This is a genomic window from Burkholderia paludis (genome assembly GCF_000732615.1).
In the GTDB taxonomy this organism is placed as follows: domain Bacteria; phylum Pseudomonadota; class Gammaproteobacteria; order Burkholderiales; family Burkholderiaceae; genus Burkholderia; species Burkholderia paludis.
In genome coordinates, this window is record NZ_JPGL01000027.1 from 65,071 (window position 1) to 88,936 (window position 23,866).

Below are 23,866 nucleotides of genomic sequence, written 5' to 3' on the forward strand. Positions count from 1 at the left end.
ATCCTTTTATGAATTTTGCGCTGATTCTTTTTGTGCTCGTCGTCTTGACGGGCGTAGCGTGGGTGCTGGACAAGCTGGTGTTCCTGCCGCGGCGACGCAAGGCGGCCGACTCGGCGATCGAGGAGTTCGATCGCCAGCAGTCGCGCATCGACAAGCGTTTCGCGGACGAAAACGCGGGGCAGACGCGTTCGAAGCTGCGCGACGAGAAGCTGCGCCAGCCGTGGTGGCTCGAGTACACGGCGAGCTTCTTCCCGGTGATTCTCGCGGTGTTCGTCGTGCGTTCGTTCGTCGTCGAGCCGTTCAAGATTCCGTCGGGCTCGATGGTGCCGACGCTGCTGGTCGGCGATTTCATCCTCGTCAACAAGTTCGAATACGGGCTGCGCCTGCCGGTCACGAACACGAAGATCACGCAGGGCAGCCCGCTGTCGCGCGGCGACGTCGTCGTGTTCCGTTATCCGAAGGATGAGTCGGTCGACTACATCAAGCGCGTGATCGGCCTGCCGGGCGATACCGTCGCCTATCAGGACAAGCAGCTCACGATCAACGGCCAGCCGGTGCCTGAAGCGCCGCTGCCCGATTACTTCGACGACGAGCGCCAGAATTACGCGAAGCAGTTCGAGGAAACGATCGGCAACAGGAAGAACGCGATCCTCAACAACCCGGCCGTGCCGCCGTTCGTGATGGGCGCATACGATTATCCGTATCGCGACAACTGCACGTACAACAGCCGCGGCGTGATCTGCAAGGTGCCGCCCGGTCACTACTTCATGATGGGCGACAACCGCGACAACAGTGCGGACAGCCGCTACTGGGGCTTCGTGCCCGACCAGAACATCGTCGGCCGCGCGTTCTTCATCTGGATGAACTTCAGCGACTTGAAGCGCATCGGTTCCTTCAACTGATCGCAGCCGAGTCACTCGCAATGCGCGACGCACGGGCCGCGTCGCGTATTGCCGAACTACTTTAAGAACCGGCGGTAACACCGCCTCGTCACGCCTTTTCGTGTCCGGCCTTGCCGTTTCGGCCCGACCGGCGCCCGCGTTATACTCCTGCACATGCCCCTATCCCAGTTGGAAAGCCGGCTGCGCTACGAATTTCGCAATGCGGAATTGTTGCGCCAGGCTTTGACCCATCGTAGTCACAGTGCCACGCACAACGAACGGCTCGAGTTTCTCGGCGACTCCGTTCTGAATTGCGCGGTGGCTGCCCTTTTGTTCCAGCGTTTCAGCAAGCTGGACGAAGGCGATCTGTCGCGCGTACGCGCCAACCTCGTCAAACAGCAGTCGCTGTATGAAATTGCTCAGGCCCTGAATATCTCCGACGGGCTGCGGCTGGGCGAGGGCGAGTTGCGCAGCGGCGGCTTCCGCCGGCCGTCGATCCTCGCGGACGCATTCGAAGCCATCATCGGGGCCGTGTTCCTCGATGGCGGCTTCGAAGCCGCCCAAGGGGTCATCAAGCGCCTCTACATCCCGATTCTCGACCACATCGATCCGCGCACGCTCGGCAAGGACGCGAAGACGCTGCTGCAGGAATACCTGCAGGGGCACAAGATCGCGCTGCCGACCTATACGGTCGTCGCGACGCATGGTGCGGCGCACAATCAGCAGTTCGAGGTCGAATGCACGGTGCCGAAGCTGGACGTGAAGGTGTCGGGCTCCGGCGCGAGCCGGCGCGCGGCCGAGCAGGCCGCGGCGAAGAAGGCGCTCGACGAGGTGATGGCGGCCGCGCCGATGCTGGCCGCGAAGCCGAAGCGCTCGAAGAATGCGCGCGGGTCGAAGCATGTCGAACCCGAAATCGTGCCGGGCGTGAAGGGCGTGCAGGAAGCGCTCGACCTGCGCTCGCCGGAACGGAAGGAGCGTGCGTCGGCGCGTGAGGCCAGGGCGGCTGCGTCCGCGGCAGCCGCCGCGAGCGGCGCGGAGCCGGCCGCGGCGCCGATGGCCGCGATTCGCGCGGCGCATGTCGAGGCGGCCACGGACAAGGGCGAACGGGCGGCGAAGCCGGTGGTCGACAAGGTTGCCGACAAGCCGGCCGAGCGACCTGACAAGGCCGTGGACAAGCCCGCCGATGGCGCGTTGCGCACCGTCGACAAGCCGGCAGGCCATGCCGTCGATCAGGCTGCGCCGGCCGACAAGCCTTCCGCCGGTTCCGATCCCGCCGCTCGTACGACGATTCGCGCACGCGATGCCGCGGCGTCCGATTCCGATACGCCGCCGGGTGGCGCGAGCGTCGCCGCCGCGCAGGCGCGCGTGGCCGATGCCGACCACTGAATTGCCCAGCGATCGTGCCGCGCGCCGCGCGGCCGTTTCCGAACCTGTCTCCCAAACGATATGAACACTCCCGCTCCTACCGGTTTCCGTTGCGGCATGATCGCGATCGTGGGCCGCCCGAACGTCGGCAAGTCGACGTTGATGAACGCACTCGTCGGCCAGAAGATCAGCATCACGTCGCGCAAGGCGCAGACGACCCGTCACCGCATCACCGGCATCAACACGTTCGACGACGCGCAATTCGTGTTCGTCGATACGCCGGGCTTCCAGACCCGTCACAGCACCGCGCTGAACCGCTCGCTGAACCGCGCGGTCACGTCGACGCTGACATCGGTCGACGTGATCCTGTTCGTGATCGAGGCCGGCCGCTTCGGGCCCGATGACCAGAAGGTGCTCGACCTGATCCCGCCCGGCATGCCGACCCTGCTGATCGCGAACAAGATCGACCGCGTGAACGACAAGGCGACGCTGTTCCCGTTCATGCAGCAGATGAGCACGTTGCGCGAGTTCACCGAGCTCGTGCCGTTGTCGGCGCAGCGGCCGGAAGACATCAAGCGCCTGCTGGACACGATCAAGCCGTACCTGCCGGAAGGCGAGCCGATCTACGGCGAGGACGAGCTGACCGATCGCAGCTCGCGCTTCCTCGCGGCTGAAATCCTGCGTGAGAAGGTGTTCCGCTGGACCGGCGACGAACTGCCGTACACGAGCACCGTGCTGATCGACAAGTTCGAGGAGGAAGGGCGCCTGAAGCGCATCTTCGCGACGATCCTCGTCGAGCGCGATTCGCACAAGGCGATGGTGATCGGCAAGAAGGGCGAGAAGCTCAAGCAGATCAGCACCGAGGCGCGGATGGACATGGAGAAGCTGTTCGACGGCCCCGTGTACCTCGAGACCTTCGTGAAGGTGAAGAGTGGCTGGGCCGACAACGAGGCGGGGCTGCGCGCCTATGGGTACGAATGACGCGCTGACGTCGACCGAAGACGCGGTGACGGCCGGCGCGAACGACGCGCCGCTGCCGGCACCGCCCGAACCGCCGCGCAAGGCGCGGCGCGCGACGTCTCGCACGTCCGATTTCCGCGTCGCCGAGCAGCCGGCGTTCGTGCTGCACAGCTATCCGTACCGTGAAACGAGCCTGATCGTCGATGTATTGACGCGCGATCATGGCCGGCTCGCGCTCGTCGCGAAGGGCGCGAAGCGCCCGCACTCCGCATTGCGCGGCGTACTGCAGACCTTCCAGCCGCTGCTGCTGTCCTGGTCGGGCAAATCCGAGGTGCGCACGCTGACGGGCGCCGAGTGGGTCGGCGGGATGCTGCCGCTCGGCGGCGACGGGTTGCTGTGCGGCTTCTACGCGAACGAACTGCTGGTCAAATTCTGCGCGCGCGAGGATCCCCAGCCGCCGCTTTTCAACCACTACGTGCTGACCCTCACGCGCCTCGCCCACGGCGAGCCCGCGGTGCAGGTGCTGCGCTCGTTCGAGCGCGTGCTGTTGCGCGAGACCGGCTACGCGATGGCGCTGAACCGCACGGTCGCGCGCCGCACGGTCGAGCCTGACCGCCGCTACGTGTTCGATCCCGAGCGCGGCGTGCGCAATGCGGACGACGACGTTCCGTCGCACTGGCCGGTCATTTCCGGACAGACGTTGCTCGACATGGAGCAGGACGATTACCATCGAGCCCAGACGGTTGCGCAAAGCAAGACGCTGATGCGCTTCCTGCTGAACACCTATCTCGGCGGTACGCCGCTTGCCACGCGTCAGATCCTGATCGACCTGCAAAACCTATGAGCTTCTTCCTGACAACGCCCACCGCCATCGACCTCGGCGTGAACATCGACCACGTCGCGACGCTGCGCAATGCGCGCGGCACGACCTACCCGGACCCGATCCGCGCGGCGCTCGCCGCCGAGGAAGCCGGTGCGGATGCGATCACGCTGCATCTGCGCGAGGACCGCCGCCACATCGTCGATGCGGATGTGCGCAAGCTGCGACCGCTGCTGAAGACGCGCATGAATCTCGAATGCGCGGTGACGGCCGAGATGCTCGATATCGCATGCGAGGTGCGCCCGCACGACGCGTGCCTCGTGCCCGAGAAGCGCGAGGAACTGACGACCGAAGGCGGTCTCGACGTCGCCGGCCACTTCGAGGCCGTGCGTGCGGCGTGCAAGCAGCTTGCCGACGTGGGCGTGCGCGTGTCGCTGTTCATCGACCCGGACGAGACGCAGATCCGCGCCGCGCACGAAGCGGGCGCGCCGGTGATCGAGCTGCATACGGGCCGTTATGCCGAGGCTCACGACGAAGCCGAGCAGCAGCGCGAATACGAGCGCATCGTCGCCGGTGTGCAGGCCGGCGCGCAGCTCGGCCTGAAGGTCAACGCGGGCCACGGCCTGCATTACACGAACGTGCAGCAGATTGCCGCGATCGACGGCATCGTCGAGCTGAACATCGGCCACGCGATCGTCGCGCATGCGATCTTCGCGGGCTGGGACAACGCGGTGCGCGAGATGAAGGCGATCATGGTTGCCGCGCGCGTGGCCGCGCTGCACGGCGGCGCACGCTGAAGATGGCAAGCCGGCGCGCATCGCACGTCGTGCCTGACCCGGCCGCGCCGGGGCGTACCGGCGCGCACTGACATGGCGATCTACGGCATCGGCACCGATATCGCCCAGGTGAGCCGCATCGCGGCCGTGCTCGAACGCACGGGTGGCCGCTTTGCCGAGAAAGTGCTGGGCCCCGACGAACTGCGCGTGTTCCACGCGCGCCGCGCACGCTCCGAGGCGCGCGGCATCGCGTTCCTGGCGACGCGCTTTTCCGCGAAGGAAGCGTTCTCGAAGGCGATCGGGCTCGGCATGCACTGGCCGATGACGTGGCGTGCGCTGCAGACGCTCAACCGCCCGAGCGGCGAGCCGTACGTGGTCGCGTCGGGCGAGCTGGCGGACTGGCTTGCCGCGCGCGGCATCACGGCGCGCGTGACGGTCAGCGACGAACGCGACTATGCGGTGTCGTTCGTGATCGCCGAAACGGACGCCGCGCCTGCCCCTGTTTCCCGAACCCCCTCCTGACGGAATTCCCGATTCGATGAAAACGACTCCCGGCCCGGTCATGCTCGACGTCGTCGGCACGACCCTGTCGCGCGACGATGCGCGGCGCCTCGCGCATCCGAACACCGGCGGCGTGATCCTGTTCGCGCGGCATTTCCAGGACCGCGCGCAACTGACCGCGCTGACCGACTCGATCCGCGCGGTGCGCGAAGATATCCTGATCGCCGTCGACCACGAAGGCGGACGCGTGCAGCGTTTCCGCACCGACGGTTTCACGGTGCTGCCTGCAATGCGTCGCCTCGGCGAGCTGTGGGATCGCGACGTGCTGCTCGCGACGAAGGTGGCGACCGCCGTCGGCTACGTCCTGGCCGCCGAACTGCGTGCATGCGGGATCGACATGAGCTTCACGCCGGTGCTCGACCTCGACTACGGGCACTCGAAGGTGATCGGGGATCGCGCGTTCCATCGCGACCCGCGCGTCGTCACGCTGCTCGCGAAGAGCCTGAACCACGGGTTGTCGCTTGCCGGGATGGCGAACTGCGGCAAGCATTTTCCCGGGCACGGCTTCGCGGAGGCCGATTCGCACGTCGCCCTGCCGACCGACGATCGCGCGCTCGATGCGATCCTCGAGCAGGACGTCGCGCCTTACGACTGGCTCGGCCTGTCGCTGTCCGCGGTGATTCCCGCGCACGTGATCTATACGCAGGTCGACAAGCGGCCGGCGGGTTTCTCTCGGGTGTGGCTGCAGGACATCCTGCGCGGGCGGCTCGGCTTTACAGGCGCGATCTTCAGCGACGACCTGTCGATGGAGGCCGCGCGCGAAGGCGGCACGCTCACGCAGGCGGCCGACGCCGCGCTTGCCGCCGGGTGCGACATGGTGCTCGTCTGCAATCAGCCTGATGCGGCCGAGGTCGTGCTGAACGGGCTGAAGGCGCAGCCGTCGGCCGAGTCGGTGCGACGCATCAAACGGATGTGTGCGCGCGGCAAGGCGCTCAAGTGGGACAAGCTGATCGCGCAGCCTGCCTATCTGCAGGCGCAGGCGTTGTTGAAAAGCGCACTGGCCTGAGCGGGAAGGGGGTGGCGCGGTTCACGTCATCCCGGCCGTCGCAGCAAAAAGCCGCGCAATTGCGCGGCTTTTTTTCTGCCGGGCGGCGGATACGGATCGGCCGTCGGCATGGCGAACTTGAGCGCAACTAACGGTCAGACCCGGCCAGCGCCCGTATTCCGTCGCCGCCTGCTCAGTTCACCTTCATCCGCTGCAGCTTGTTGTACAGCGTCTTCGGGCTGATGCCGAGCAGCGTCGCCGCACGGTGGCGCGTGCCGCCGACCGCGTCGAGGGTCGCGCGGATCAGCAGATCCTCGACGTCGGACAGCGGCGTGCCGACCTTGATCTGCACGCTGCTGCCGTTCAGCGCCGCGCCGGAGGAGAAGCTTGCTTCACCTGCGCGCAGCGTCTCGATGAAGTCGCCCGATGCGTCGTACGCGAAGCGTACGCGTTCCTGCAGTTCGCGCACGTTGCCCGGCCATTCGTAGGAAAGGCATTCGCGGACGAAGCCCGGAGCCGCGCGCTTGTCGGTCGTGCTGCGGCCGGTTGCGCGCGCGTCGCGATTCAGTTCGTCGATCAGCGCGTCCGCGATCGCGAGCGCATCGCCATCGCGCTCGCGCAGCGGCGGCATCGTGATCGCCGCCGCGTCGAGGCGCAACCAGAGATCCTCGCGCAGCGTGCCGTTCGCGACAGCTTCGCGCGCCGGGCGGCGCGTGGTGGCGATCAGCCGGAAATCGCTGGCGATCGCGCTCGTGCCGCCGATGCGCATGAAGTTCTGCGAATCGAGCGCTTGCAGCAGCGCTTCCTGCAGCACGAGCGGCAGCGCGGTGATTTCGTCGAGGAACAGCGTGCCGCCGCCGGCCTGTTCGAACAGGCCCGATTCGCGTCGCTCGGCGCCATCGAACGCACCGCGCTCATGGCCGAACAGCACGCTGTCGAGCGGTGCGCCGTGCCGGCCGGCCTGCGCGATGGTGCGGCAGTCGAACGACACGAACGGCCCCTTGCGGCGCCGGCTCAGGTCGTGCAGCGTGCGCGCGGCCAGCTTCTTGCCGGTACCGGCCTCGCCCGAGAACAGGACGGCCGTTTCGGTACGCCCGTTGTGCTCGATCATGTCGTACACGTGTTGCATCGCGTCGCTGCGGCCGACCAGCGCGCCGAAGCGGCCGAGATGGCGCAGCGATGCGCGCAGCGACTGCACTTCGTCGATCAGTTCGTACGGACGGGGGATCCGCGCCAGCAGGCTGCGCAGGCGCGGGATGTTGATCGGCTTCAGCAGGTAGTCCCAGATGCCGTGACGCAAGCCCTCGATGGCGCTCTCGACCGTCGCATTGCCGGTCAGCACGATGACGGGCAGCGAGCCGTTCGGCTGTTGCTGCGGCAAGTGCTGCAGCAGGTCGAACCCGCTGCCGTCGGGCAGGTTCAGGTCGACGAGGACGACATCGGGAATCGAGCGGCCGAGCGCCGTGCGCGCTTCGGCCAGCGACGTGGCGGTGTCGACCGAGAAGCCGTCCGCGGCGAGCAGCGCAGTGAGGCCGGACAGACTGTTGGGATCGTCTTCGACAATCAGGGCGTGTGGCATGGTGAACGCGAGTCGAGTCAAGAGAGGCGGGCTGTCGGCCCCCCGGGGCCGCAGCCGCATGTCAGATTAAAGACTGATTTTATGCCCCGCCGAACGCGTAACGAACATTATTTATCGGGCACTGTAAAACAGTTACCGATGATACAAATTGAATATCTTTACCGGTGGCTTTTGCGCTTTTTATCGGGGTCGGGTCGCGCGCTGTTGGCGCCAGGCAAACAAAAAGCGCCCCGAAGGGCGCTTTGTTCGATGCAGGTATCGCTGGCGATTACGCGCGGCTGCGGTACTCGTTCGTACGCGTATCGATTTCGATCTTGTCGCCGGTGTTGCAGAACAGCGGCACTTGCAGTTCGAAGCCCGTGGCGAGCTTCGCGTTCTTCAGCACCTTGCCCGACGACGTGTCGCCCTTGACGGCCGGTTCCGTGTAGGTGATCTCGCGAACGAGGATCGTCGGCAGTTCGACCGAGATCGCCTTCTCGTTGTAGAACACGACTTCGCAAGCCATGCCGTCTTCGAGGTAGTTCAGCGCTTCGCCCATCATTTCGGCTTCGACTTCGTACTGGTTGTAGTCGGCGTCCATGAACACGTACATCGGGTCGGCGAAGTACGAGTACGTCACTTCCTTGCGGTCGAGCACAACGACTTCGAACTTGTCGTCAGCCTTGTAGACCGATTCCTGACCTGCGTTGGACAGCAGGTTCTTCATCTTCATCTTGACGACGGCGGCGTTACGGCCCGACTTGTTGTATTCCGTCTTTGCGATAACCCAGGCATCGCTGCCGATCTGCACGACGTTGCCTACGCGGAGTTCCTGTGCGGTTTTCATAAAAAAACTGTCCTGATCAAATCAAATAAATAGGTGCCTGAGCGTTGCACAACGGGTGAGGCGCCAAGCAGACGCGTTCCGGTGGGCGCCAAAGCGAGCGCTTGCGTGGTCAGCCGTCGGATAACCGCTTATTTTAACTGAGATTTTGCGAATTCCGCCAGCTTTCCGGCGAGATCGCCGACGGCCGCGAGCGCGTCGGCCCAGCGGCTCGCGTTGGCGTCGAGCGCCGCGCGGTGTTGCCAGAGATCGGCCCAGTCGGGCGTGCCGGCGCCGTTCCATGCATGCCAGAACCGCTCGAGCGCGGCGCGCGGCGCGTCGGCGAGCCCGGCCGACAGGTGCGCGAGCGCGGCGTCGAGTTTCGGCAGGTGCGCGTCGTCGGCCTGTGGGTAGATGTGCCACACGAACGGCTTGCGCGCCCACTGCGCGCGGACGAACGAATCCTCGCCGCGCACGAAGTTGGCATCGGCCACCCACAGCAGCGGATCGTAGTCGGCCTGCGGAACGAACGCGAGCCCGTGTGCGACCAGGTTGCCGCTGCGTGCGTGCGCGCCCGCGCCGAACGATTCGACGCCGAAGAAGCGCGCGACGGCGGGCGACACGCGGCCGGCCGGCACGAGTGCGACGACGGGCGACGGGCCGTCGCGCCACTGCGCGAGCAGTGCGTCGACGGCCGGATTCTCGTACGCGAACAGGCTGACGACCGTCGTGCCGGGCGCCGGCGGCGGGCCGCCGGTCGCGCGTTGCCACCACGCGGCGCGTGCCGCCGCGTCGGTCTCGAAGGCGAGGCGGCGCGCATCGAGGTCGCGCTCCTTCAGGACGCCGCCGGTGCCGGCCGACAGGCCCGGGAAGAAAAACGTCTTCAGCAGCGGGTAGCGCGGATGCGGCGACGGCCGCAGATGGAAATCGGCGACCCAGTCCTCGGCGCTCAGGTATTCGAGGTTGATCCACACCGGGCGACGCGTGCGGCGCGCCATCGCCGCGAGATACGCGCCGGGCAGCTCGCACGCGAACGCCTCGATCACGACGTCGGCGATTTCCAGCGCGTCGCCGGCTTCCGCATGCCAGTGTTCGACCGCGATCGAGTCGACCGTCTGCCGTGGCGCGTCGGGATCGAGCCCCGGCAGCAGGCGCGCGAACGTGCGCAGGTCGTCGACGAACAGGCGAACCTGCCAGCCGTGTTCGTGCGCGAGCTGGCGCGCGACGCGCCAGCAGACGCCGATGTCGCCGAAATTGTCGATCACCGTACAGAAGAGGTCGCAGGCGATCGGTTCGCCCGGCGCGAGCGGCGCGGCGGGCAGGGGGGCAGCGGTGGTGCGTGGCATCGAAGCGGGCCGGTGAATGCTCTAAACTGGCGATTCTAATGGACCCGTTCCGCGTTACAAGGCGCCCGGATCACGCATGACATCCCCTGAAGCTCCCGATACCCCGTTCGAACCGAAGAAGTTCCTTGCGCAGTTGCCGCACATGCCGGGCGTCTATCGCTATTACGACACGGCGGGCGCCGTTCTCTACGTCGGCAAGGCGCGCGACCTGAAGAAGCGCGTGTCGAGCTATTTCACGAAGACGCAGCTGTCGCCGCGCATCGCGATGATGGTCACGCGCATCGCGCGCATCGAAACGACCGTCACACGCTCCGAGGCCGAAGCGCTGCTGCTCGAGAACAACCTGATCAAGGCGCTCGCGCCGCGCTACAACATCCTGTTTCGCGACGACAAGTCGTATCCGTACCTGAAGCTCACCGCGCACCGCTTTCCGCGCATGGCCTATTACCGCGGCTCGGTCGACAAGCAGAACCAGTATTTCGGGCCGTTCCCGAGCGCATGGGCCGTGCGCGAGAGCATCCAGATCCTGCAGCGCGTGTTCCAGCTGCGCACCTGCGAGGATTCGGTCTTCAACAACCGGACGCGGCCTTGCCTGCTGCACCAGATCGGCCGCTGCACGGCGCCGTGCGTCGGCGCGATTTCCGATGACGATTACGCGATCGACGTGTCGAATGCCGCGCGTTTCCTGCTCGGCCGGCAGTCCGAGGTGATGAAGGAACTCGAACAGAAGATGCATGCGTTCGCGGCCGAACTGAAATTCGAGCAGGCGGCGGCCGTGCGCAACCAGATGAGCTCGCTCGCGACGGTGCTGCACCAGCAGGCGATCGAGGTCGGCAGCGACAGCGACGTCGACATCCTGGCCGTCGTCGCGCAGGGCGGGCGCGTGTGCGTGAACCTCGCGATGGTGCGCGGCGGGCGGCATCTCGGCGACAAGGCGTATTTCCCGACGCATGTCGAAAGCGCGTTGACCCTTGCCGAGGGCGGTCTCGGCGATGAGACGGAAGCGCCGGAGGCGGCCGATGCAACCGGTGCGGCCGGCGCGGCCGGTGCAGTCGGTGCGACCGCCGACGCGGCGCCGGACGTATCCACGGAACAATCCGGCAACGCGCGCGGCGGCGCGGCGGCGTCGATCGAGGCCGAGGTGCTCGACGCGTTCATCGCGCAGCACTATCTCGGCAATCGCGTGCCGCCGGTGCTCGTCGTCAGCCATGCGCCCGCGAGCCGCGATCTGCTGGAACTGCTGTCCGAGCAGGCCGGCCACAAGGTGTCGCTGGTGCGGCAGCCGCAGGGCCAGCGGCGCGCGTGGCTGTCGATGGCCGAACAGAACGCGCAGATCGCGCTGATGCGCCTGCTGTCCGAGCAGGGCTCGCAGCAGGCGCGCACGCGTGCGCTCGCGGAGACCCTCAGCTACGACTGCGACGACCTCGCGACGCTGCGGATCGAGTGCTTCGACATCAGCCATACGATGGGCGAGGCGACGCAGGCGTCGTGCGTCGTCTACCACCATCACAAGATGCAGTCGGGCGAGTACCGCCGCTACAACATCACCGGCATCACGCCGGGCGACGATTACGCGGCGATGCGGCAGGTGCTCACGCGCCGCTACGAGAAAATGGTCGAGCAGGCCGCGCAGGCGGCGGCCGTCGACGAGGCGGCCGGCATCGACGGCGAGTCGACGCGCCAGGCGGAGGCGTCGGGCCTGCTGCCGAACATCGTGCTGATCGACGGCGGCAAGGGTCAGGTCGAAATCGCGCGCCAGGTGTTCACCGAGCTCGGCCTCGACACGTCGATGCTGGTGGGCGTCGCGAAAGGCGAGGGGCGCAAGGTCGGCCTCGAGACGCTCGTGTTCGCGGACGGCCGCATGCCGCTCGAACTCGGCAAGGAGAGCGCCGCGCTGATGCTGGTCGCGCAGATCCGCGACGAGGCGCACCGTTTCGCGATTACCGGCATGCGCGCGAAACGGGCGAAGGCCCGCCAGACGTCGCGGCTCGAGGAGCTCGAGGGGGTCGGCGCGAAGCGCCGGCAGCGGCTGCTCGCGCGGTTCGGCGGATTGCGCGGCGTGGTGGCCGCGAGCGTCGAGGAGCTCGCGAGCGTCGAGGGCATCTCGCACGCGCTCGCCGAGCAGATCTACAAGCAGCTTCACTGACGCGCCCGTGCGGCCTGCCGCCTTGCCGGCGTTCTTGTGGCAGGCCGGTCGACACGGCACAATTGCGAATCCTTTACTGTCCCGCATGCCATGCCGTTCAATTTCCCGATTTTCCTGACGTGGGTACGGATCGTGCTGATTCCGCTCGTCGTCGGCGTGTTCTATCTGCCGGACACGGTGATGGGCGGCGCGCACCGCAATTTCGCGGCGGCGGCGATCTTCATCCTCGCCGCGCTGACCGACTGGTTCGACGGCTACCTCGCGCGCAAGTGGAACCAGACGTCGTCGTTCGGCGCCTTTCTCGATCCGGTCGCGGACAAGCTGATGGTGACGGCCGCGCTGCTGATCCTCGTGCAGATTTCGCGGGTCGACGCGGCGATCGCGCTCGTGATCGTCGGCCGCGAGATCGCGATTTCGGCGCTGCGCGAGTGGATGGCGCAGATCGGCGCATCGAAGAGCGTCGCGGTGAACCAGCTCGGCAAGTTCAAGACCGCATGCCAGATGGTCGCGATTCCGATGCTGCTGTTCTACGCGCCGCTGCCGCTCGGCATCGTGACGATCGACACGCGCGTGTGGGGCGAGTGGCTGATGTATCTCGCGGCGGTGCTGACGATCTGGTCGATGCTGTACTACATGAAGCTTGCGTGGCCGCAGATTCGCGAGCGCGGCGGAGCGTGACCCGCGCCGCGCAGCCGGCGGGGCACGTTTTTGGAAAAAGGGCTGGAAAAGCCCTTGACACACGAATGTGCCTTCGACATAATCTCGCTTCTCCGCTGCACGACAAAGCAAGTGTGTGACGGGGAAGCAGTAGCGCAGCAATACGCGGGAGTAGCTCAGTTGGTAGAGCGCAACCTTGCCAAGGTTGAGGTCGCGAGTTCGAGACTCGTCTCCCGCTCCAGAATTTTTCTGGCAGCGTGTTGTACGGCGAAGCGCTGCAGATGCAGGACATATGCGGGAGTAGCTCAGTTGGTAGAGCGCAACCTTGCCAAGGTTGAGGTCGCGAGTTCGAGACTCGTCTCCCGCTCCAGATTTTTCTGGCAGCGTGTTGTACGGCGAAGCGCTGCAGATGCAGGACAATGCGGGAGTAGCTCAGTTGGTAGAGCGCAACCTTGCCAAGGTTGAGGTCGCGAGTTCGAGACTCGTCTCCCGCTCCAGATTTTTCTGGCAGCGTGTTGTACGGCGAAGCGCTGCAGATGCAGGACAATGCGGGAGTAGCTCAGTTGGTAGAGCGCAACCTTGCCAAGGTTGAGGTCGCGAGTTCGAGACTCGTCTCCCGCTCCAGTAATGGGAAGCCACGCTTCCCTTTTTATTTGATGGACAGGTCGTCGTCGAATAAAAATCTGTCGCTTGCCTCACGGCATCCGGACAGTCCGCTTTTGGCGCGATAGCAAAGCGGTTATGCAGCGGCCTGCAAAGCCGTTTAGGCCGGTTCGACTCCGGCTCGCGCCTCCAAGTAAGAAGAGAAAAAGCCCTGAGAAATCAGGGCTTTTTCTTTTTTCAGCGCAGAATTCGCGGCCGCCGGGCGTGCGACGCCTGCCCGGCGATCACCCGTCCACCGGCTGCGCCGGCGTCTCGAGCGTCAACTGATAGAACGCCGCATCGAGCCAGCGGCCGAACTTGAATCCCGCCTCCGCGATCGTACCCGAGTGCATGAATCCCAGTTTCGTATGCAGTGCGATGCTCCCGGCATTGGCTGCGTCGATGCAGCCGACCAGCACGTGCACCTGCGCTTCCCGCGCGCGTCGCACCACTTCCCGCAGCAATATCTCGCCGAGCCCGCGGCCGCGCTGGTCGCAATGCACGTACACGCTGTGTTCGACCGTGTACTTGAAGGCGGGAAACGCCCGGAACGTGCCCCAGCTCGCGAAGCCGAGCAGCGTGCCCGATGCGTCGACCGCGCCGATCACCGGGAAGCCGCCCGCGCGTTTCGCCGCGAACCACGCGACCATCGCTTCCGGCGGGCGCGGCTTGTAGTCGTACAGCGCGGTCGAGTTCGCGATCGCGTCGTTGAGGATCTCGAGGATGGCCGGCGCATGCACGGCCTCGCTGCAATCGATCAGGCGCACGTCGTCGCGTTGTTTCGGGGAATTCATACGGGCTCCTGTGGGTGGCGCGCGGATCGCGCGCACGGTCGCGGCGGTGACGCGGTCGTCAAAGGCTTCGCACGCCGGTGGTGGCGGACGCGTCGCAGATCGCGACGACATAGCGCGCGGCCTGCGACGACGGATTGCTGAAGATCAGCGGCTGGTCGAGCCGGATGGCCAGGCAGTCGCCTTCGTGAAGTTCGTGAAGCCGATCGCCGAACGTGACGTCGACGCGGCCGTGGACGACCCATACCTGCTGGTGCATGGCGTGGTCGCGTCCGCCGGTGTCGTATGCGACGCGCGCACCGGGCGGAAAATTTACCTCGACGAGCTGGATCGGCGACGGCCAGCCGGGCGGCGACAGATTGCGCCGCACGTAGCCCGATGCCGGATCGCGCCATTCGGCCTGCTGCGCGCGCCGCACGAGCGGCCGCACGGGCGAGCCGTCGCGCTCGCCGTCGAACAGCCCGGCCAGCGACACGCCGAGCCCGGCCGCGAGCTTGTCCAGCACGATGGCCGTCGGGCTGGCCGACGCGCGTTCGATGAGGGAGATCATCGAGCGGCTGACGCCGGAGCGCGCGGCAAGCCCATCGAGCGTATAGCCTCGATGGGTGCGCAGGTCGCGCACGCGCCTGGCGATGCGTTCGTTGATGCCGGTGTCGTCGGTAGCGGAGGGCGTTTCTTTCATGATGGATTTATTTTCCAGCAAACTGGAATTCGATGTCAACGACCATGACACCCGCGGGACGGCTTGCCCGGCAGTCGCACGCAGCGTAATATACGAATCGACTATGATTCGTTTAATTGGGGATATATGGGCATCATCAAGATTTCCGAGCACATGCACGAGCGGCTGCGCTCGACCAGCACGGCGCTGAGTCGTTCGATCAACGCACAGGCGGAACACTGGCTGCGCGTCGGGATGCTGGCGGAACTCAATCCCGCGCTGTCCTACGGCGATATCTGCCGGATGCTGATCGAGGCCGAGGCGCGGGGTGGTGAGGCGGGGCCGGTGGAACCGGTCGAGCACGGCGTCGAGCAGGTGGCGTAATGGCGAAGCGCGAAATCCCGATCCGCGGTGCAGCGGAAATCGCCAAGTCGCGCGAGGCGGCGAAGCTGGCGTCGCAGGTGCTGACGATGATCACCGAGCACGTGAAGCCTGGCGTCTCCACCGACGAACTGGATGTCCGCTGTCGCGAATACATCGTCGACGTCCTCGGTGCGATTCCGGCGAACATCGGCTATCACGGCTATCCGAAGACGCTGTGCACGTCGGTCAACCACGTGGTCTGTCACGGCATTCCGACGTCGCGGCCGATGCGCGACGGCGACATCGTGAATCTCGACATCGCGGTGATCAAGGACGGCTGGTACGGCGATACGAGCCGCATGTATTTCGTCGGCGAGCCGAACGCGCTCGCGCGGCGCCTCGTCGCGGCGACCTACGAGGCGATGCACGCGGGCATCCGCGCGGTGCGTCCGGGCGCGACGCTCGGCGACGTCGGCTACGCGATCCAGCAGGTCGCGCACCGCGAGGGGTTCAGCGTGGTTCGCGAGTATTGCGGGCACGGTATCGGCGACGTCTATCACGACGAGCCGCAGGTGCTGCACTACGGTCGCCCGGGCACCGGCGTGCCGCTCCGGCCGGGGATGATCTTCACGATCGAGCCGATGCTCAACGCGGGCAAGCGCGACACGCACGTGCTGGCGGACGGCTGGACGGTCGTCACGAAGGACCATTCGCTGTCGGCGCAATGGGAGCACATGGTCGTGGTGACGGAAACCGGCTTCGAGGTGCTGACCGAGGATGCGAAGCCGCACGCGTTCCCGGCGCTCTCCGGCACGCACGCCGCCTGACGCCGGCACCGCGTCGCGAAGGGCGACGCAGCGATGCAAAGGATCGGGCCCCTTCGCGGGGCCCGTTTCGTTCGAGGCCGCGCGGCGCGGCGCGCTTCACGCGCGCACGCGGCGGCCGGCGGCTCGATGCATCAATGCGGCGACGTGAGCGCTGCTCAGCCGCGCGCCTTCTGCCATGCGTGTTCGACGAACACGCGGCACAGCGCTTCCATCCCCTTGCGGTCCTCGTCGTCGAAGCGCGCGGCGACCGGGCTGTCGACGTCCCACACGCCGATCAGCGTGCCGTCGCCGGCCACCAGCGGCACGACGATTTCCGATTCCGATGCCGCGTCGCAGGCGATATGGCCGGGGAAGTCGTGCACGTCGCGCACGACCTGCGTCTCGCGCGTTTGGGCGGCTGTGCCGCACACGCCCTTGCCGAGCGCGATCCGCACGCAGGCGGGCTTGCCCTGGAATGGCCCGACCACGAGTTCCGTCCCGTCGAAGAAGTAGAAGCCGGCCCAGTTGAGACGGTCGAGCGAGTGATAGACGAGTGCGGAGAAATTCGCCGCGTTCGCGATCGGGTCGCGTTCGGATTCGACGAGCGCGCGCGCCTGCTCGACGAGCGTCGCGTATTGATCGGCCTTGGAGGCGTTGGGGTCGTTGGACAGCGTGAACATGGCGGGAAGCGGGTAGGGGTTGCGAAAATGCGCGATGCGCGTAGCGCAGTCTACGGCACGCGCGCGCGGTCTGCAGCGTCCGGATGCGCGGGACGCGGTGCGCTCAATCGGGTTCGAGTTCGGCGAACCGCTCCGCGAGGAAATCGAGCAGCGCCCGCACCGCGGGCAGCAACCCCCGGCGCGACGCGAACACGGCATGCACGATCTCGCGGCGCGGTGCCCAGTCCGGCAACACGGTCGTCAGCTCGCCGCGCGCGACCTGATCGCGCACCATCATCGTCGGCAATTGCACGACGCCGACTCCCGCGACCGCCGCCGCGCGCAGCGCGAGCATGCCGCCCGTCACGAAGCGCGGCTGGTGGTGGATTTCGGCGTGAGCGCCGTCGGGCCCGCGCAGCCGCCACACGTGGGTGGACTGCGGGGCGCCGTGATCGAGGCTCGGCAGGCGCGCGAGATCGGCGGGAACGGCCGGCACGCCGTGCTCGCGCAGCAGCACGGGGCTCGCGACGAGGCACTGGCCGCGCTCGGCCAGCACGCGCAGCGCGAGATCGCTGTCCTCGAGCGGCGCCGGGCGCACGCGGATCGCGACGTCGATTCCTTCGCCGACCACGTCGACGCGCCGGTTGGTTGCTTCCAGATGAATCTCGACGCGCGGGCACGCGACCATGAACGCGGCGATCATCGTGCCGACCAGCGCATCGAGCAGCGCGATCGGGCAACTGACGCGCACGATGCCGCGCGGCTCCTCGTGCAACAGCGCGATCGCCTCGTCGGCCGCGTCGGCCTCGACGAGCATCGCGCGGCAATGTGCGTAATAGGTCTGGCCGACGTCGGTGACCGTGAAACGGCGCGTCGAGCGCTGGATCAGCCGCATCCCGAGCCGCGCCTCGAGCAGCGCGATGCGGCGGCTGAGCTTCGATTTCGGCATGTCCAGCGCACGCCCGGCCGGCGCGAAGCCGCCGTGTTCGACGACCTGCACGAAGTAGTAGAGATCGTTCAGATCTCGCGCTTTATCGTTCATGAAATGGAACGCTGAGTGCGATTTCGGCAGTCTACCGGATCGATCGTTGCGCCTCTATATTCTTCTCCAGGATGCGAAACACGTGTTTCGCCGCAATTCGGAGAAGGCAATGAAGAAGATCCAGGGTGTGTACAGTGCGCCGCGCGGCCATTGGGTCGGCGACGGTTTCCCGGTGCGTTCGATGTTCAGCTACCAGTCGCACGGCGCGCACCTGAGCCCGTTCCTGCTGCTCGATTACGCCGGCCCGGCCACGTTCGAGCCGGGTACGGCCTCGGCGCCGCGCGGGGTCGGCCAGCATCCGCACCGCGGGTTCGAGACGGTGACGATCGTCTACGACGGCGAGGTCGCGCACCGCGACTCGACCGGCGCGGGCGGCGTGATCGGCCCGGGCGACGTGCAGTGGATGACGGCGGCGAGCGGGATCCTGCACGAGGAGTTCCACTCCGAGGGGTTCACGAAGCGGGGCGGCCCGCTCGAGATGGTGCAACTGTGGGTGAACCTGCCCGCCGCGGACAAGATGGGCGCGCCTGGCTACCAGACGCTGTTGAACGCGGATATCCCCGTGGTCGAACTGCCGGACGGTGCGGGGCGTGCGCGGATCATCGCGGGCGAGCTCGACGGGCGGCGCGGCCCGGCCCGCACGCACACGCCGATCGACGTGTGGGACGTGCGGCTCGTGGCGGGCGGCCACGCGCGGTTCCCGGTTGCCGAAGGGCGCACGCTCGCGGTGGTCGTGCTCGGCGGAACCGTGCAGGTGAACGGCGAGACGGTCGCCCGCGAAGCGCAGTTCGTGCAGCTCGGCCGCGACGGCCGCGATGTCGAGATCGAAGCGAACGGCGACGCGAAGCTGCTGATCCTGAGCGGCGAGCCGATCGACGAGCCCGTCGTCGGTTACGGCCCGTTCGTGATGAACTCGCAAGCGGAGATCCGTACGGCGATCGAGGATTTCAATAGCGGCCGCTTCGGCCGGATGCCGGCTTGACGGCAAGGCCCCGCGCAATGCGGGGCTTTTTTTCGCGCGCGGGCGGGCGGTCGCGCGGCGTGCGCGCTTCGAGGCATAATCGACGATTGCCGCGCGCCGGCCGGCGCGCCCGAATCAGGACCGCACATGAACGCATCCGCACCCGCCGCTTCCCCGAGCGTCGCCGATCTCGACTGGCGCTGGAAATCCTTCGACGCGCTGACGGCGCGCGAAGTCTATTCGATCCTCGAGGCGCGCAGCGCGGTGTTCGTCGTCGAGCAGAACTGCGTGTATCGCGACATCGACGACGCGGATCAGGCCGCGTGGCACCTGGCCGCGTACGATCCGGCCGGCCGCCTGGCCGGCTATCTGCGCGTGCTGCTGCCGGATGCGCAGCACACCGATGTCCGCATCGGCCGCGTGCTGACCGCCGCGGCGTTTCGTGGTGCGGGCCTCGGCAACGGGCTGTTGTCGCGCGCGCTCGAGCATATCCGCGTGCAGTGGCCGGATACGCCGGTGAGCCTGCATGCGCAAGCTCACCTGCAGCGGTTTTACGGGGCCTTCGGCTTTACGCCGAGTTCCGACGTGCACGACGAGGACGGCATCCCGCACGTGTGGATGAGCAGCGCACGCGCGTGAATCGCCACGCGCGGCGCGGCGGTCAGTGCGCCGCGTTTGCGACCGGCGGCCGGTCCGCGCGCGGCGCGGCCCGTTCGTCGATCAGGCGCCCGCGCGCGGACAGCCGCAGCCAGTGCCGCAGCGCGATCAGCGCGCCGATCACGCTCATCATCGAGCCGGGAATCCACAGCAGCAGGCCGCCGATCTGCTGATCGCGCAGCGGGCTGAGCCACGTGAATGCGCGGCCGCAGATCGAATAGATCGGATACAGCTCGTGCGGCGTGAAGAAGATCAGCGCGCCGAGCGCGATCTGCGGCGGGATTGCCGCGACCACGATCAGGATCCGGCGGCCCGGCGACAGCCGTGCGGGCGGCGCGGGACGGGGATCGACGACGAGCCACCAGAACAGCAGCCCGTCGATCACCATGCTCCAGTTCATCACGCGATAGAGACGCCAGTCGAGCATCGCGATGAAGTGGATCGGCGACAGCAGCCAGAAATAGATCAGCCCGACGAACAGCACGACCGCGACGACGGGATGGAACACCACGTCGAGCGTCGCCCGCACGGGCGCCCACGCGAGCGTGGGGCGCACGAAACGTTGCCGCCAGCGAAACGGGATGCCAGCGCGGATCGCCGCGCCCGGATAGGACAGCGCGATGAAGAACGGCCCGAGGTGGTGCAGGACGAGGTGCTGCGCGCGGTGCATGAAGAATTCATGCTCGAAGAAATAATCGAGCCGCGTGTGCAGCGCGACGTAGAGCGCCGTCAGCCCGAACCAGAACGAGAACTGCCGCAACGGCGATACCTTCGCCTTCTTCACGCCGCGCGCGAACAACACGGCGGCGGTCAGCACCGCGATCACCACGGTCGGCGACGGTTCCCACGGATCGAGCCAGTACAGGAGGTTCATCGCGCGCGCATCACTTCGTCCGGGCCGGCGATTTCACCGCGAACGGCGCATCGATCGTTTCGCCGTCGGAGAATTTCAGGCGCAGGTGCACGGTGTCGCCCGGCTTGATCGCGTGCGTCGGTTCTTCGAGCATGAAGTGGTAGCCGCCCGGCGCGATGTCGACCTTGCCGCGCGCGGGGATCGTCAGCTTGTCGACCATTTCCATTTTCTGCGTCGAGCCGTTCGAGACGGTCTGGTGCAGCATCGCCATTCCGTAGTCGGGGCTGTCGACGTCGACGAGATCGACGGGCTTGTCGCCCGCGTTCACGAGCGTCACGTAGCCGCCCGCGGGCAGCTTGTTCGGCAGCCAGCGCACCCATGCGTTCTGCGCCGTGATCGTGCCGGCGGCATACGCGTGGGCGCCTGCGCACAGCGCGGCGAGGAGGGCGAACGTCTTGAGGGTCGTCTTCGTGGTCGTTTTCATGTCGGTTGGGGTTCAGGTCGTGGAGGCGGTGTCGATGATCCGGCGCAGATCGGCGGCGATGGCGTCGGGCGAATCGCGGTCGGTCGCCAGCAGGCGCGCGCGGCCGGCCGCGTCGAAGATGTAGACGGCCGAGCTGTGCGTGACTTCGTAGCCGCCGGACGGATCGCGTTTTTCCATCTGGTAGGCGACGCGATAGCGCTTCGCGAGCGATTCGATCTGGCCGTCGGTGCCGGTCAGGCCGCGCGCATGCGCGGCGTCGAACGCGGCGACATACGATTGCATCGCCTGCGGCGTGTCGCGCGCCGGGTCGACCGAGACGAACAGGATGCGTACGTCGTTTGCCTGCGGGCCGAGCTTGGCCAGCACGTCCATCAGCCGCGCCATCGTTTCGGGGCAGACGTCGGGGCAGTGCGTGTAGCCGAAGTAGACGAGCGCGATCCGGCCGTGGAAGGCGTCGGCGTCGACCGGATGGCCGTCGCCGCCCGTCAGCGTGAACGACAGGTCGGGCAGGTGGCCAGTGACGTTGGTCAGGTTCCAGCGCGGCTCGTCGTGCGTGCACGCGGCGAGCGCCACGGCGGCGGCGAGGGCCGCGGCCGTGCGGATGAGGCGGGAGAAGCGCCGGTGCGGCGCGGGACGGGCAGACGACATCCAGGAGCTCGATCGGACGGAATGGTGGCCGGCGGCGCGGCGCCATGCGTCGCGCGGCAGGCGGTTGCGACTGTAGCGCAATTCGTGCACCCGCGTCCTTTCGAAATCCGTACGCCGCGGGCGGGCGGGGCAATATGTCGCAGTTGACGCGATCCGCGGCGCGATGCCGGCGATGCGGCGGTTTCGCCCATCTCGATGCGCAGGCGCGGTAAGATGCGCACAATTCCATGCGCGCAGCGGCGGCCCCGCGCTTGCCGGCCGCCCCTCAGACTATCGAATCGATGCAATCCGTTCCGGCTTCCCTGTCCCTGACCGATACCGCGTTCTTCTTCGACTTCGACGGCACGCTTGTCGAACTGGCGCCGACGCCCGACAGCATTCACGTGCCGCCGACGCTGCTGACGCTGCTCGACGCGTTGCAGCGCCGCTCGCACGGCGCGGTCGCGATCGTGTCCGGGCGCGGCATCGACAACCTCGACACGTTCCTGAAGATGCCGGGCCTGCCGATCGCGGGCCTGCACGGCGCGGAGCGCCGCGATGCGAACGGCGACACGCAGCGCATCGGTTTCAACGACGCACGGCTGCTGCGCATCGAGCGCGAGCTGGCGGCCGTCGTCGACCGTCATCCGGGCATGCTGCTCGAGATCAAGGGTGCGGCCGTCGCGCTGCACTACCGCAACGCGCCCGAGCGCGAGGCGGTGGCGCGCGCAGCGACCGAGCGCCTGGTTGCCGACTACGCCGATGCGTATGTGCTGCAGCCCGGCAAGATGGTGTTCGAGATCAAGCCGAAGGGCGTCGACAAGGGACGCGCGCTGGCCGCGTTCCTCGACGAGCCGCCGTTCGCGGGCCGCATGCCGGTGTTCGCGGGCGACGACCTGACCGACGAGAAGGGCTTCGCGGTGGTCAATGCGCGCGGCGGCCTGTCGATCAAGGTCGGCGCGGGCGAGACGTCCGCCCGCATCCGGCTCGATTCGGTCGACGCGCTGCATGAGCAGATCGCGCGCTGGCTCGGCGCGGAGCAGCCGCACGCATGAGCCGGCTCATCATCGTTTCGAACCGCGTCGCGCCGATTTCGGAAGGCGAGCCGGCGGCGGGCGGTCTCGCGATCGGCGTCTACGATGCGCTGAAGGAGACGGGCGGCATGTGGTTCGGCTGGAGCGGCGAGGTGGTCGCCTCCGGCGCGCCGCAGATCCGCGTCGAGGAGCGCGGGCCGGTGACGTTCGCGACCGTCGGGCTGTCGCGCCGCGATTACGAACAGTATTACCGCGGTTTTTCGAACGCGACGCTGTGGCCGGCATTCCACTACCGCGCGGACCTGATCCAGTACGATCGCCACGAATTCGAAGGCTACAGCCGGGTCAACGTCTGGCTCGCGCAGCAGCTCGTGCCGCTGCTGCAGGACGACGACGTGATCTGGGTGCACGACTATCACCTGATCCCGTTCGCGCGTGCGCTGCGCGCGGCGGGCGTGAAGAACCGCATCGGCTTCTTTCTGCACATTCCGTTTCCGGCCGCGCAGGTGCTCGTCAACGTGCCGCCGCACCGCGAGCTCGTCGAGTCGCTGTGCGCGTTCGACCTGCTCGGCTTCCAGACCGAACCCGACCTGCGTGCGTTCTGCGACTACGTCGAATACGAGGCGGGCGGGACGGTCGAGCGTGACGGGCAGACGGTGCGCGTGCGCGCGTTCGGCCAGACGCTGCGCGCGGCCGCCTATCCGATCGGCGTCTATCCGGACGAGATCGCGTCGCTCGCGAAGGCGGGCGAGCACGGCAAGGCCGTGCGCACGCTCGCGACGTCGCTGCGCGGGCGGCAACTGATCATGAGCGTCGACCGGCTCGATTATTCGAAGGGGCTGGTCGAACGCTTCCGCGCGTTCGAGAAGCTGCTCGAGCACCAGGCATCGATCCGCAACCGCGTGTCGTTCCTGCAGATCGCGCCGTCGACGCGCGCCGACCTGCGTGCCTACCAGGACATCCGCCTGCAACTCGAGGCGGAGTCGGGGCGCATCAACGGCCGCTATGCCGAACTCGACTGGGCGCCGATCCTTTACATCCACCGCCAGTACGACCGCCAGTTGCTGGCCGCGCTGTACAGGCTCGCACGCGTGGGCTTCGTAACGCCGCTGCGCGACGGGATGAACCTCGTCGCCAAGGAATACGTGTCAGCGCAGGATCCGGACGATCCCGGCGTACTCGTGCTGTCGCGTTTCGCCGGCGCCGCGCGCGAGCTGACGGGCGCGCTGATCGTCAATCCGATCGATATCGACGGAATGGCCGACGCGCTGTCGCAGGCGCTGACGATGCCGCTCGCCGAGCGGCGCGCGCGTTACGCGGACATGATTGCGCAGCTTCGCGAGAACAACGTGTCGGTGTGGCGCGACAACTTCCTGCGCGATCTGCAGCTCGCATAGCCGGCGGTTTC

General features: G+C 67.1%; 25 protein-coding genes and 5 tRNA genes. 20 read left to right on the forward strand and 10 right to left on the reverse strand.

Annotation, left to right across the window (positions count from 1 at the left end):
* Positions 1-8: 8 nt before the first annotated feature.
* The 7 genes from lepB to nagZ all read left to right on the forward strand — a co-directional run bounded on the left by lepB (position 9) and on the right by nagZ (position 6,369).
* Positions 9-902, forward strand: a complete 894-nt coding sequence (gene lepB / locus GQ56_RS0118275; protein ID WP_031400027.1) for a signal peptidase I — start codon at positions 9-11, stop codon at positions 900-902.
* Between the two features lie 153 nt (positions 903-1,055).
* Positions 1,056-2,267 carry a ribonuclease III gene (rnc, locus tag GQ56_RS0118280; RefSeq protein WP_031400028.1) on the forward strand — a complete coding sequence of 404 codons (1,212 nt, stop codon included), beginning with the start codon at positions 1,056-1,058 and terminating at the stop codon, positions 2,265-2,267.
* Between the two features lie 60 nt (positions 2,268-2,327).
* Positions 2,328-3,227, forward strand: a complete 900-nt coding sequence (era, locus tag GQ56_RS0118285; protein WP_031400029.1) for a GTPase Era — start codon at positions 2,328-2,330, stop codon at positions 3,225-3,227.
* On the forward strand, positions 3,214-4,050 hold the full coding sequence (recO, locus tag GQ56_RS0118290) for a DNA repair protein RecO (protein ID WP_031400030.1): 837 nt from the start codon (positions 3,214-3,216) through the stop codon (positions 4,048-4,050). The genes era and recO overlap by 14 nt, the downstream gene beginning before the upstream one ends.
* Positions 4,047-4,823: a pyridoxine 5'-phosphate synthase gene (gene pdxJ / locus GQ56_RS0118295; RefSeq protein ID WP_031400031.1), complete on the forward strand. Its 777-nt coding sequence runs from the start codon at positions 4,047-4,049 to the stop codon at positions 4,821-4,823. Before recO ends, pdxJ begins: the two co-directional genes overlap by 4 nt.
* Before the next feature lie 72 nt (positions 4,824-4,895).
* Positions 4,896-5,324, forward strand: a complete 429-nt coding sequence (gene acpS / locus GQ56_RS0118300) for a holo-ACP synthase (RefSeq protein WP_031400032.1) — start codon at positions 4,896-4,898, stop codon at positions 5,322-5,324.
* A gap of 16 nt (positions 5,325-5,340) precedes the next feature.
* On the forward strand, positions 5,341-6,369 hold the full coding sequence (gene nagZ, locus GQ56_RS0118305) for a beta-N-acetylhexosaminidase (RefSeq protein WP_031400033.1): 1,029 nt from the start codon (positions 5,341-5,343) through the stop codon (positions 6,367-6,369).
* A gap of 172 nt (positions 6,370-6,541) precedes the next feature.
* On the opposite strand, the gene GQ56_RS0118310 is transcribed toward nagZ, so the two are convergent.
* The 3 genes from GQ56_RS0118310 to earP all read right to left on the reverse strand — a co-directional run bounded on the left by GQ56_RS0118310 (position 6,542) and on the right by earP (position 10,075).
* Complete coding sequence (locus GQ56_RS0118310) at positions 6,542-7,927, reverse strand: sigma-54-dependent transcriptional regulator (RefSeq protein WP_031400034.1); 1,386 nt, start codon at positions 7,925-7,927, stop codon at positions 6,542-6,544.
* Between the two features lie 268 nt (positions 7,928-8,195).
* Complete coding sequence (gene efp / locus GQ56_RS0118315) at positions 8,196-8,753, reverse strand: elongation factor P (RefSeq protein WP_031400035.1); 558 nt, start codon at positions 8,751-8,753, stop codon at positions 8,196-8,198.
* A 128-nt stretch (positions 8,754-8,881) separates the two neighbouring features.
* Positions 8,882-10,075, reverse strand: coding sequence for an elongation factor P maturation arginine rhamnosyltransferase EarP (gene earP, locus GQ56_RS0118320; RefSeq protein WP_031400036.1), 1,194 nt, complete (start codon positions 10,073-10,075; stop codon positions 8,882-8,884).
* A gap of 76 nt (positions 10,076-10,151) precedes the next feature.
* On the opposite strand from earP, the gene uvrC reads away from it, so the two are divergent.
* The 7 genes from uvrC to GQ56_RS0118355 all read left to right on the forward strand — a co-directional run bounded on the left by uvrC (position 10,152) and on the right by GQ56_RS0118355 (position 13,673).
* The gene (gene uvrC, locus GQ56_RS0118325; RefSeq protein ID WP_031400037.1) at positions 10,152-12,221 is read left to right on the forward strand and encodes an excinuclease ABC subunit UvrC; all 2,070 of its coding nucleotides are present in this window, start codon (positions 10,152-10,154) and stop codon (positions 12,219-12,221) included.
* A 90-nt stretch (positions 12,222-12,311) separates the two neighbouring features.
* The gene (gene pgsA / locus GQ56_RS0118330; protein ID WP_031400038.1) at positions 12,312-12,899 is read left to right on the forward strand and encodes a CDP-diacylglycerol--glycerol-3-phosphate 3-phosphatidyltransferase; all 588 of its coding nucleotides are present in this window, start codon (positions 12,312-12,314) and stop codon (positions 12,897-12,899) included.
* A 144-nt stretch (positions 12,900-13,043) separates the two neighbouring features.
* Positions 13,044-13,119, forward strand: a tRNA-Gly gene (locus tag GQ56_RS0118335).
* Between the two features lie 53 nt (positions 13,120-13,172).
* Positions 13,173-13,248, forward strand: a tRNA-Gly gene (locus GQ56_RS0118340).
* Positions 13,249-13,299: 51 nt separating this feature from the next.
* Positions 13,300-13,375: transfer RNA gene (locus tag GQ56_RS0118345), tRNA-Gly, on the forward strand.
* Between the two features lie 51 nt (positions 13,376-13,426).
* A tRNA-Gly gene (locus tag GQ56_RS0118350) sits at positions 13,427-13,502 on the forward strand.
* Between the two features lie 97 nt (positions 13,503-13,599).
* A tRNA-Cys gene (locus GQ56_RS0118355) sits at positions 13,600-13,673 on the forward strand.
* Positions 13,674-13,765: 92 nt separating this feature from the next.
* On the opposite strand, the gene GQ56_RS0118360 is transcribed toward GQ56_RS0118355, so the two are convergent.
* Complete coding sequence (locus tag GQ56_RS0118360; RefSeq protein ID WP_031400039.1) at positions 13,766-14,314, reverse strand: GNAT family N-acetyltransferase; 549 nt, start codon at positions 14,312-14,314, stop codon at positions 13,766-13,768.
* A 58-nt stretch (positions 14,315-14,372) separates the two neighbouring features.
* Positions 14,373-14,993 (reverse strand): helix-turn-helix domain-containing protein, encoded by a 621-nt coding sequence (locus GQ56_RS0118365; RefSeq protein WP_031400040.1) that lies wholly within the window; start codon positions 14,991-14,993, stop codon positions 14,373-14,375.
* A 126-nt stretch (positions 14,994-15,119) separates the two neighbouring features.
* Between GQ56_RS0118365 and GQ56_RS0118370 the strand changes: the two genes are divergently transcribed.
* Positions 15,120-15,356 (forward strand): ParD-like family protein, encoded by a 237-nt coding sequence (locus tag GQ56_RS0118370; protein WP_031400041.1) that lies wholly within the window; start codon positions 15,120-15,122, stop codon positions 15,354-15,356.
* The gene (gene map, locus GQ56_RS0118375; RefSeq protein ID WP_031400042.1) at positions 15,356-16,162 is read left to right on the forward strand and encodes a type I methionyl aminopeptidase; all 807 of its coding nucleotides are present in this window, start codon (positions 15,356-15,358) and stop codon (positions 16,160-16,162) included. Before GQ56_RS0118370 ends, map begins: the two co-directional genes overlap by 1 nt.
* A 155-nt stretch (positions 16,163-16,317) precedes the next feature.
* Here map and GQ56_RS0118380 read toward each other — a convergent pair whose 3' ends face one another.
* Entirely contained in the window at positions 16,318-16,821 is a 504-nt protein-coding gene (locus GQ56_RS0118380) for a GAF domain-containing protein (RefSeq protein ID WP_031400043.1), read from the reverse strand.
* Positions 16,822-16,924: 103 nt separating this feature from the next.
* Positions 16,925-17,842 carry a LysR family transcriptional regulator gene (locus GQ56_RS0118385; protein WP_031400044.1) on the reverse strand — a complete coding sequence of 306 codons (918 nt, stop codon included), beginning with the start codon at positions 17,840-17,842 and terminating at the stop codon, positions 16,925-16,927.
* A gap of 109 nt (positions 17,843-17,951) precedes the next feature.
* Between GQ56_RS0118385 and GQ56_RS0118390 the strand changes: the two genes are divergently transcribed.
* Positions 17,952-18,824 (forward strand): pirin family protein, encoded by an 873-nt coding sequence (locus tag GQ56_RS0118390; RefSeq protein WP_031400045.1) that lies wholly within the window; start codon positions 17,952-17,954, stop codon positions 18,822-18,824.
* Positions 18,825-18,950: 126 nt separating this feature from the next.
* Positions 18,951-19,442 (forward strand): GNAT family N-acetyltransferase, encoded by a 492-nt coding sequence (locus tag GQ56_RS0118395; protein ID WP_031400046.1) that lies wholly within the window; start codon positions 18,951-18,953, stop codon positions 19,440-19,442.
* Positions 19,443-19,464: 22 nt separating this feature from the next.
* Here the strand turns inward: GQ56_RS0118395 and GQ56_RS0118400 are convergent, their stop codons facing one another.
* Genes GQ56_RS0118400 through GQ56_RS0118410 form a run of 3 tightly spaced genes read right to left on the reverse strand, consistent with a single transcriptional unit; the run spans position 19,465 to position 21,445 of the window.
* Positions 19,465-20,334 carry a cytochrome c oxidase assembly protein gene (locus GQ56_RS0118400; protein WP_031400047.1) on the reverse strand — a complete coding sequence of 290 codons (870 nt, stop codon included), beginning with the start codon at positions 20,332-20,334 and terminating at the stop codon, positions 19,465-19,467.
* Between the two features lie 10 nt (positions 20,335-20,344).
* The gene (locus tag GQ56_RS0118405; RefSeq protein WP_031400048.1) at positions 20,345-20,797 is read right to left on the reverse strand and encodes a copper chaperone PCu(A)C; all 453 of its coding nucleotides are present in this window, start codon (positions 20,795-20,797) and stop codon (positions 20,345-20,347) included.
* 12 nt (positions 20,798-20,809) lie between these two features.
* Positions 20,810-21,445, reverse strand: a complete 636-nt coding sequence (locus tag GQ56_RS0118410) for an SCO family protein (RefSeq protein ID WP_031400049.1) — start codon at positions 21,443-21,445, stop codon at positions 20,810-20,812.
* A gap of 281 nt (positions 21,446-21,726) precedes the next feature.
* Between GQ56_RS0118410 and otsB the strand changes: the two genes are divergently transcribed.
* Both otsB and otsA read left to right on the forward strand, forming a co-directional pair.
* Positions 21,727-22,479 carry a trehalose-phosphatase gene (gene otsB / locus GQ56_RS0118415; protein ID WP_034198905.1) on the forward strand — a complete coding sequence of 251 codons (753 nt, stop codon included), beginning with the start codon at positions 21,727-21,729 and terminating at the stop codon, positions 22,477-22,479.
* Complete coding sequence (gene otsA / locus GQ56_RS0118420; RefSeq protein ID WP_031400051.1) at positions 22,476-23,855, forward strand: alpha,alpha-trehalose-phosphate synthase (UDP-forming); 1,380 nt, start codon at positions 22,476-22,478, stop codon at positions 23,853-23,855. The genes otsB and otsA overlap by 4 nt, the downstream gene beginning before the upstream one ends.
* The last annotated feature ends 11 nt before the right edge of the window (positions 23,856-23,866 follow it).

Bases quoted from the DNA above. Each gene is read 5' to 3' on its own strand.
- recO (WP_031400030.1), top strand. From the start codon at position 3,214: ATGGGTACGAATGACGCGCTGACGTCGACCGAAGACGCGGTGACGGCC.
- map (WP_031400042.1), top strand. From the start codon at position 15,356: ATGGCGAAGCGCGAAATCCCGATCCGCGGTGCAGCGGAAATCGCCAAG.
- uvrC (WP_031400037.1), top strand. From the start codon at position 10,152: ATGACATCCCCTGAAGCTCCCGATACCCCGTTCGAACCGAAGAAGTTC.
- otsA (WP_031400051.1), top strand. From the start codon at position 22,476: ATGAGCCGGCTCATCATCGTTTCGAACCGCGTCGCGCCGATTTCGGAA.
- pdxJ (WP_031400031.1), top strand. From the start codon at position 4,047: ATGAGCTTCTTCCTGACAACGCCCACCGCCATCGACCTCGGCGTGAAC.
- acpS (WP_031400032.1), top strand. From the start codon at position 4,896: ATGGCGATCTACGGCATCGGCACCGATATCGCCCAGGTGAGCCGCATC.
- GQ56_RS0118395 (WP_031400046.1), top strand. From the start codon at position 18,951: ATGAACGCATCCGCACCCGCCGCTTCCCCGAGCGTCGCCGATCTCGAC.
- GQ56_RS0118405 (WP_031400048.1), bottom strand. From the start codon at position 20,797: ATGAAAACGACCACGAAGACGACCCTCAAGACGTTCGCCCTCCTCGCC.
- GQ56_RS0118380 (WP_031400043.1), bottom strand. From the start codon at position 16,821: ATGTTCACGCTGTCCAACGACCCCAACGCCTCCAAGGCCGATCAATAC.
- GQ56_RS0118410 (WP_031400049.1), bottom strand. From the start codon at position 21,445: ATGTCGTCTGCCCGTCCCGCGCCGCACCGGCGCTTCTCCCGCCTCATC.
- GQ56_RS0118400 (WP_031400047.1), bottom strand. From the start codon at position 20,334: ATGAACCTCCTGTACTGGCTCGATCCGTGGGAACCGTCGCCGACCGTG.
- lepB (WP_031400027.1), top strand. From the start codon at position 9: ATGAATTTTGCGCTGATTCTTTTTGTGCTCGTCGTCTTGACGGGCGTA.
- earP (WP_031400036.1), bottom strand. From the start codon at position 10,075: ATGCCACGCACCACCGCTGCCCCCCTGCCCGCCGCGCCGCTCGCGCCG.
- GQ56_RS0118385 (WP_031400044.1), bottom strand. From the start codon at position 17,842: ATGAACGATAAAGCGCGAGATCTGAACGATCTCTACTACTTCGTGCAG.
- GQ56_RS0118365 (WP_031400040.1), bottom strand. From the start codon at position 14,993: ATGAAAGAAACGCCCTCCGCTACCGACGACACCGGCATCAACGAACGC.
- GQ56_RS0118310 (WP_031400034.1), bottom strand. From the start codon at position 7,927: ATGCCACACGCCCTGATTGTCGAAGACGATCCCAACAGTCTGTCCGGC.
- GQ56_RS0118360 (WP_031400039.1), bottom strand. From the start codon at position 14,314: ATGAATTCCCCGAAACAACGCGACGACGTGCGCCTGATCGATTGCAGC.
- rnc (WP_031400028.1), top strand. From the start codon at position 1,056: ATGCCCCTATCCCAGTTGGAAAGCCGGCTGCGCTACGAATTTCGCAAT.
- nagZ (WP_031400033.1), top strand. From the start codon at position 5,341: ATGAAAACGACTCCCGGCCCGGTCATGCTCGACGTCGTCGGCACGACC.
- GQ56_RS0118390 (WP_031400045.1), top strand. From the start codon at position 17,952: ATGAAGAAGATCCAGGGTGTGTACAGTGCGCCGCGCGGCCATTGGGTC.
- otsB (WP_034198905.1), top strand. From the start codon at position 21,727: ATGCAATCCGTTCCGGCTTCCCTGTCCCTGACCGATACCGCGTTCTTC.
- efp (WP_031400035.1), bottom strand. From the start codon at position 8,753: ATGAAAACCGCACAGGAACTCCGCGTAGGCAACGTCGTGCAGATCGGC.
- era (WP_031400029.1), top strand. From the start codon at position 2,328: ATGAACACTCCCGCTCCTACCGGTTTCCGTTGCGGCATGATCGCGATC.
- GQ56_RS0118370 (WP_031400041.1), top strand. From the start codon at position 15,120: ATGGGCATCATCAAGATTTCCGAGCACATGCACGAGCGGCTGCGCTCG.
- pgsA (WP_031400038.1), top strand. From the start codon at position 12,312: ATGCCGTTCAATTTCCCGATTTTCCTGACGTGGGTACGGATCGTGCTG.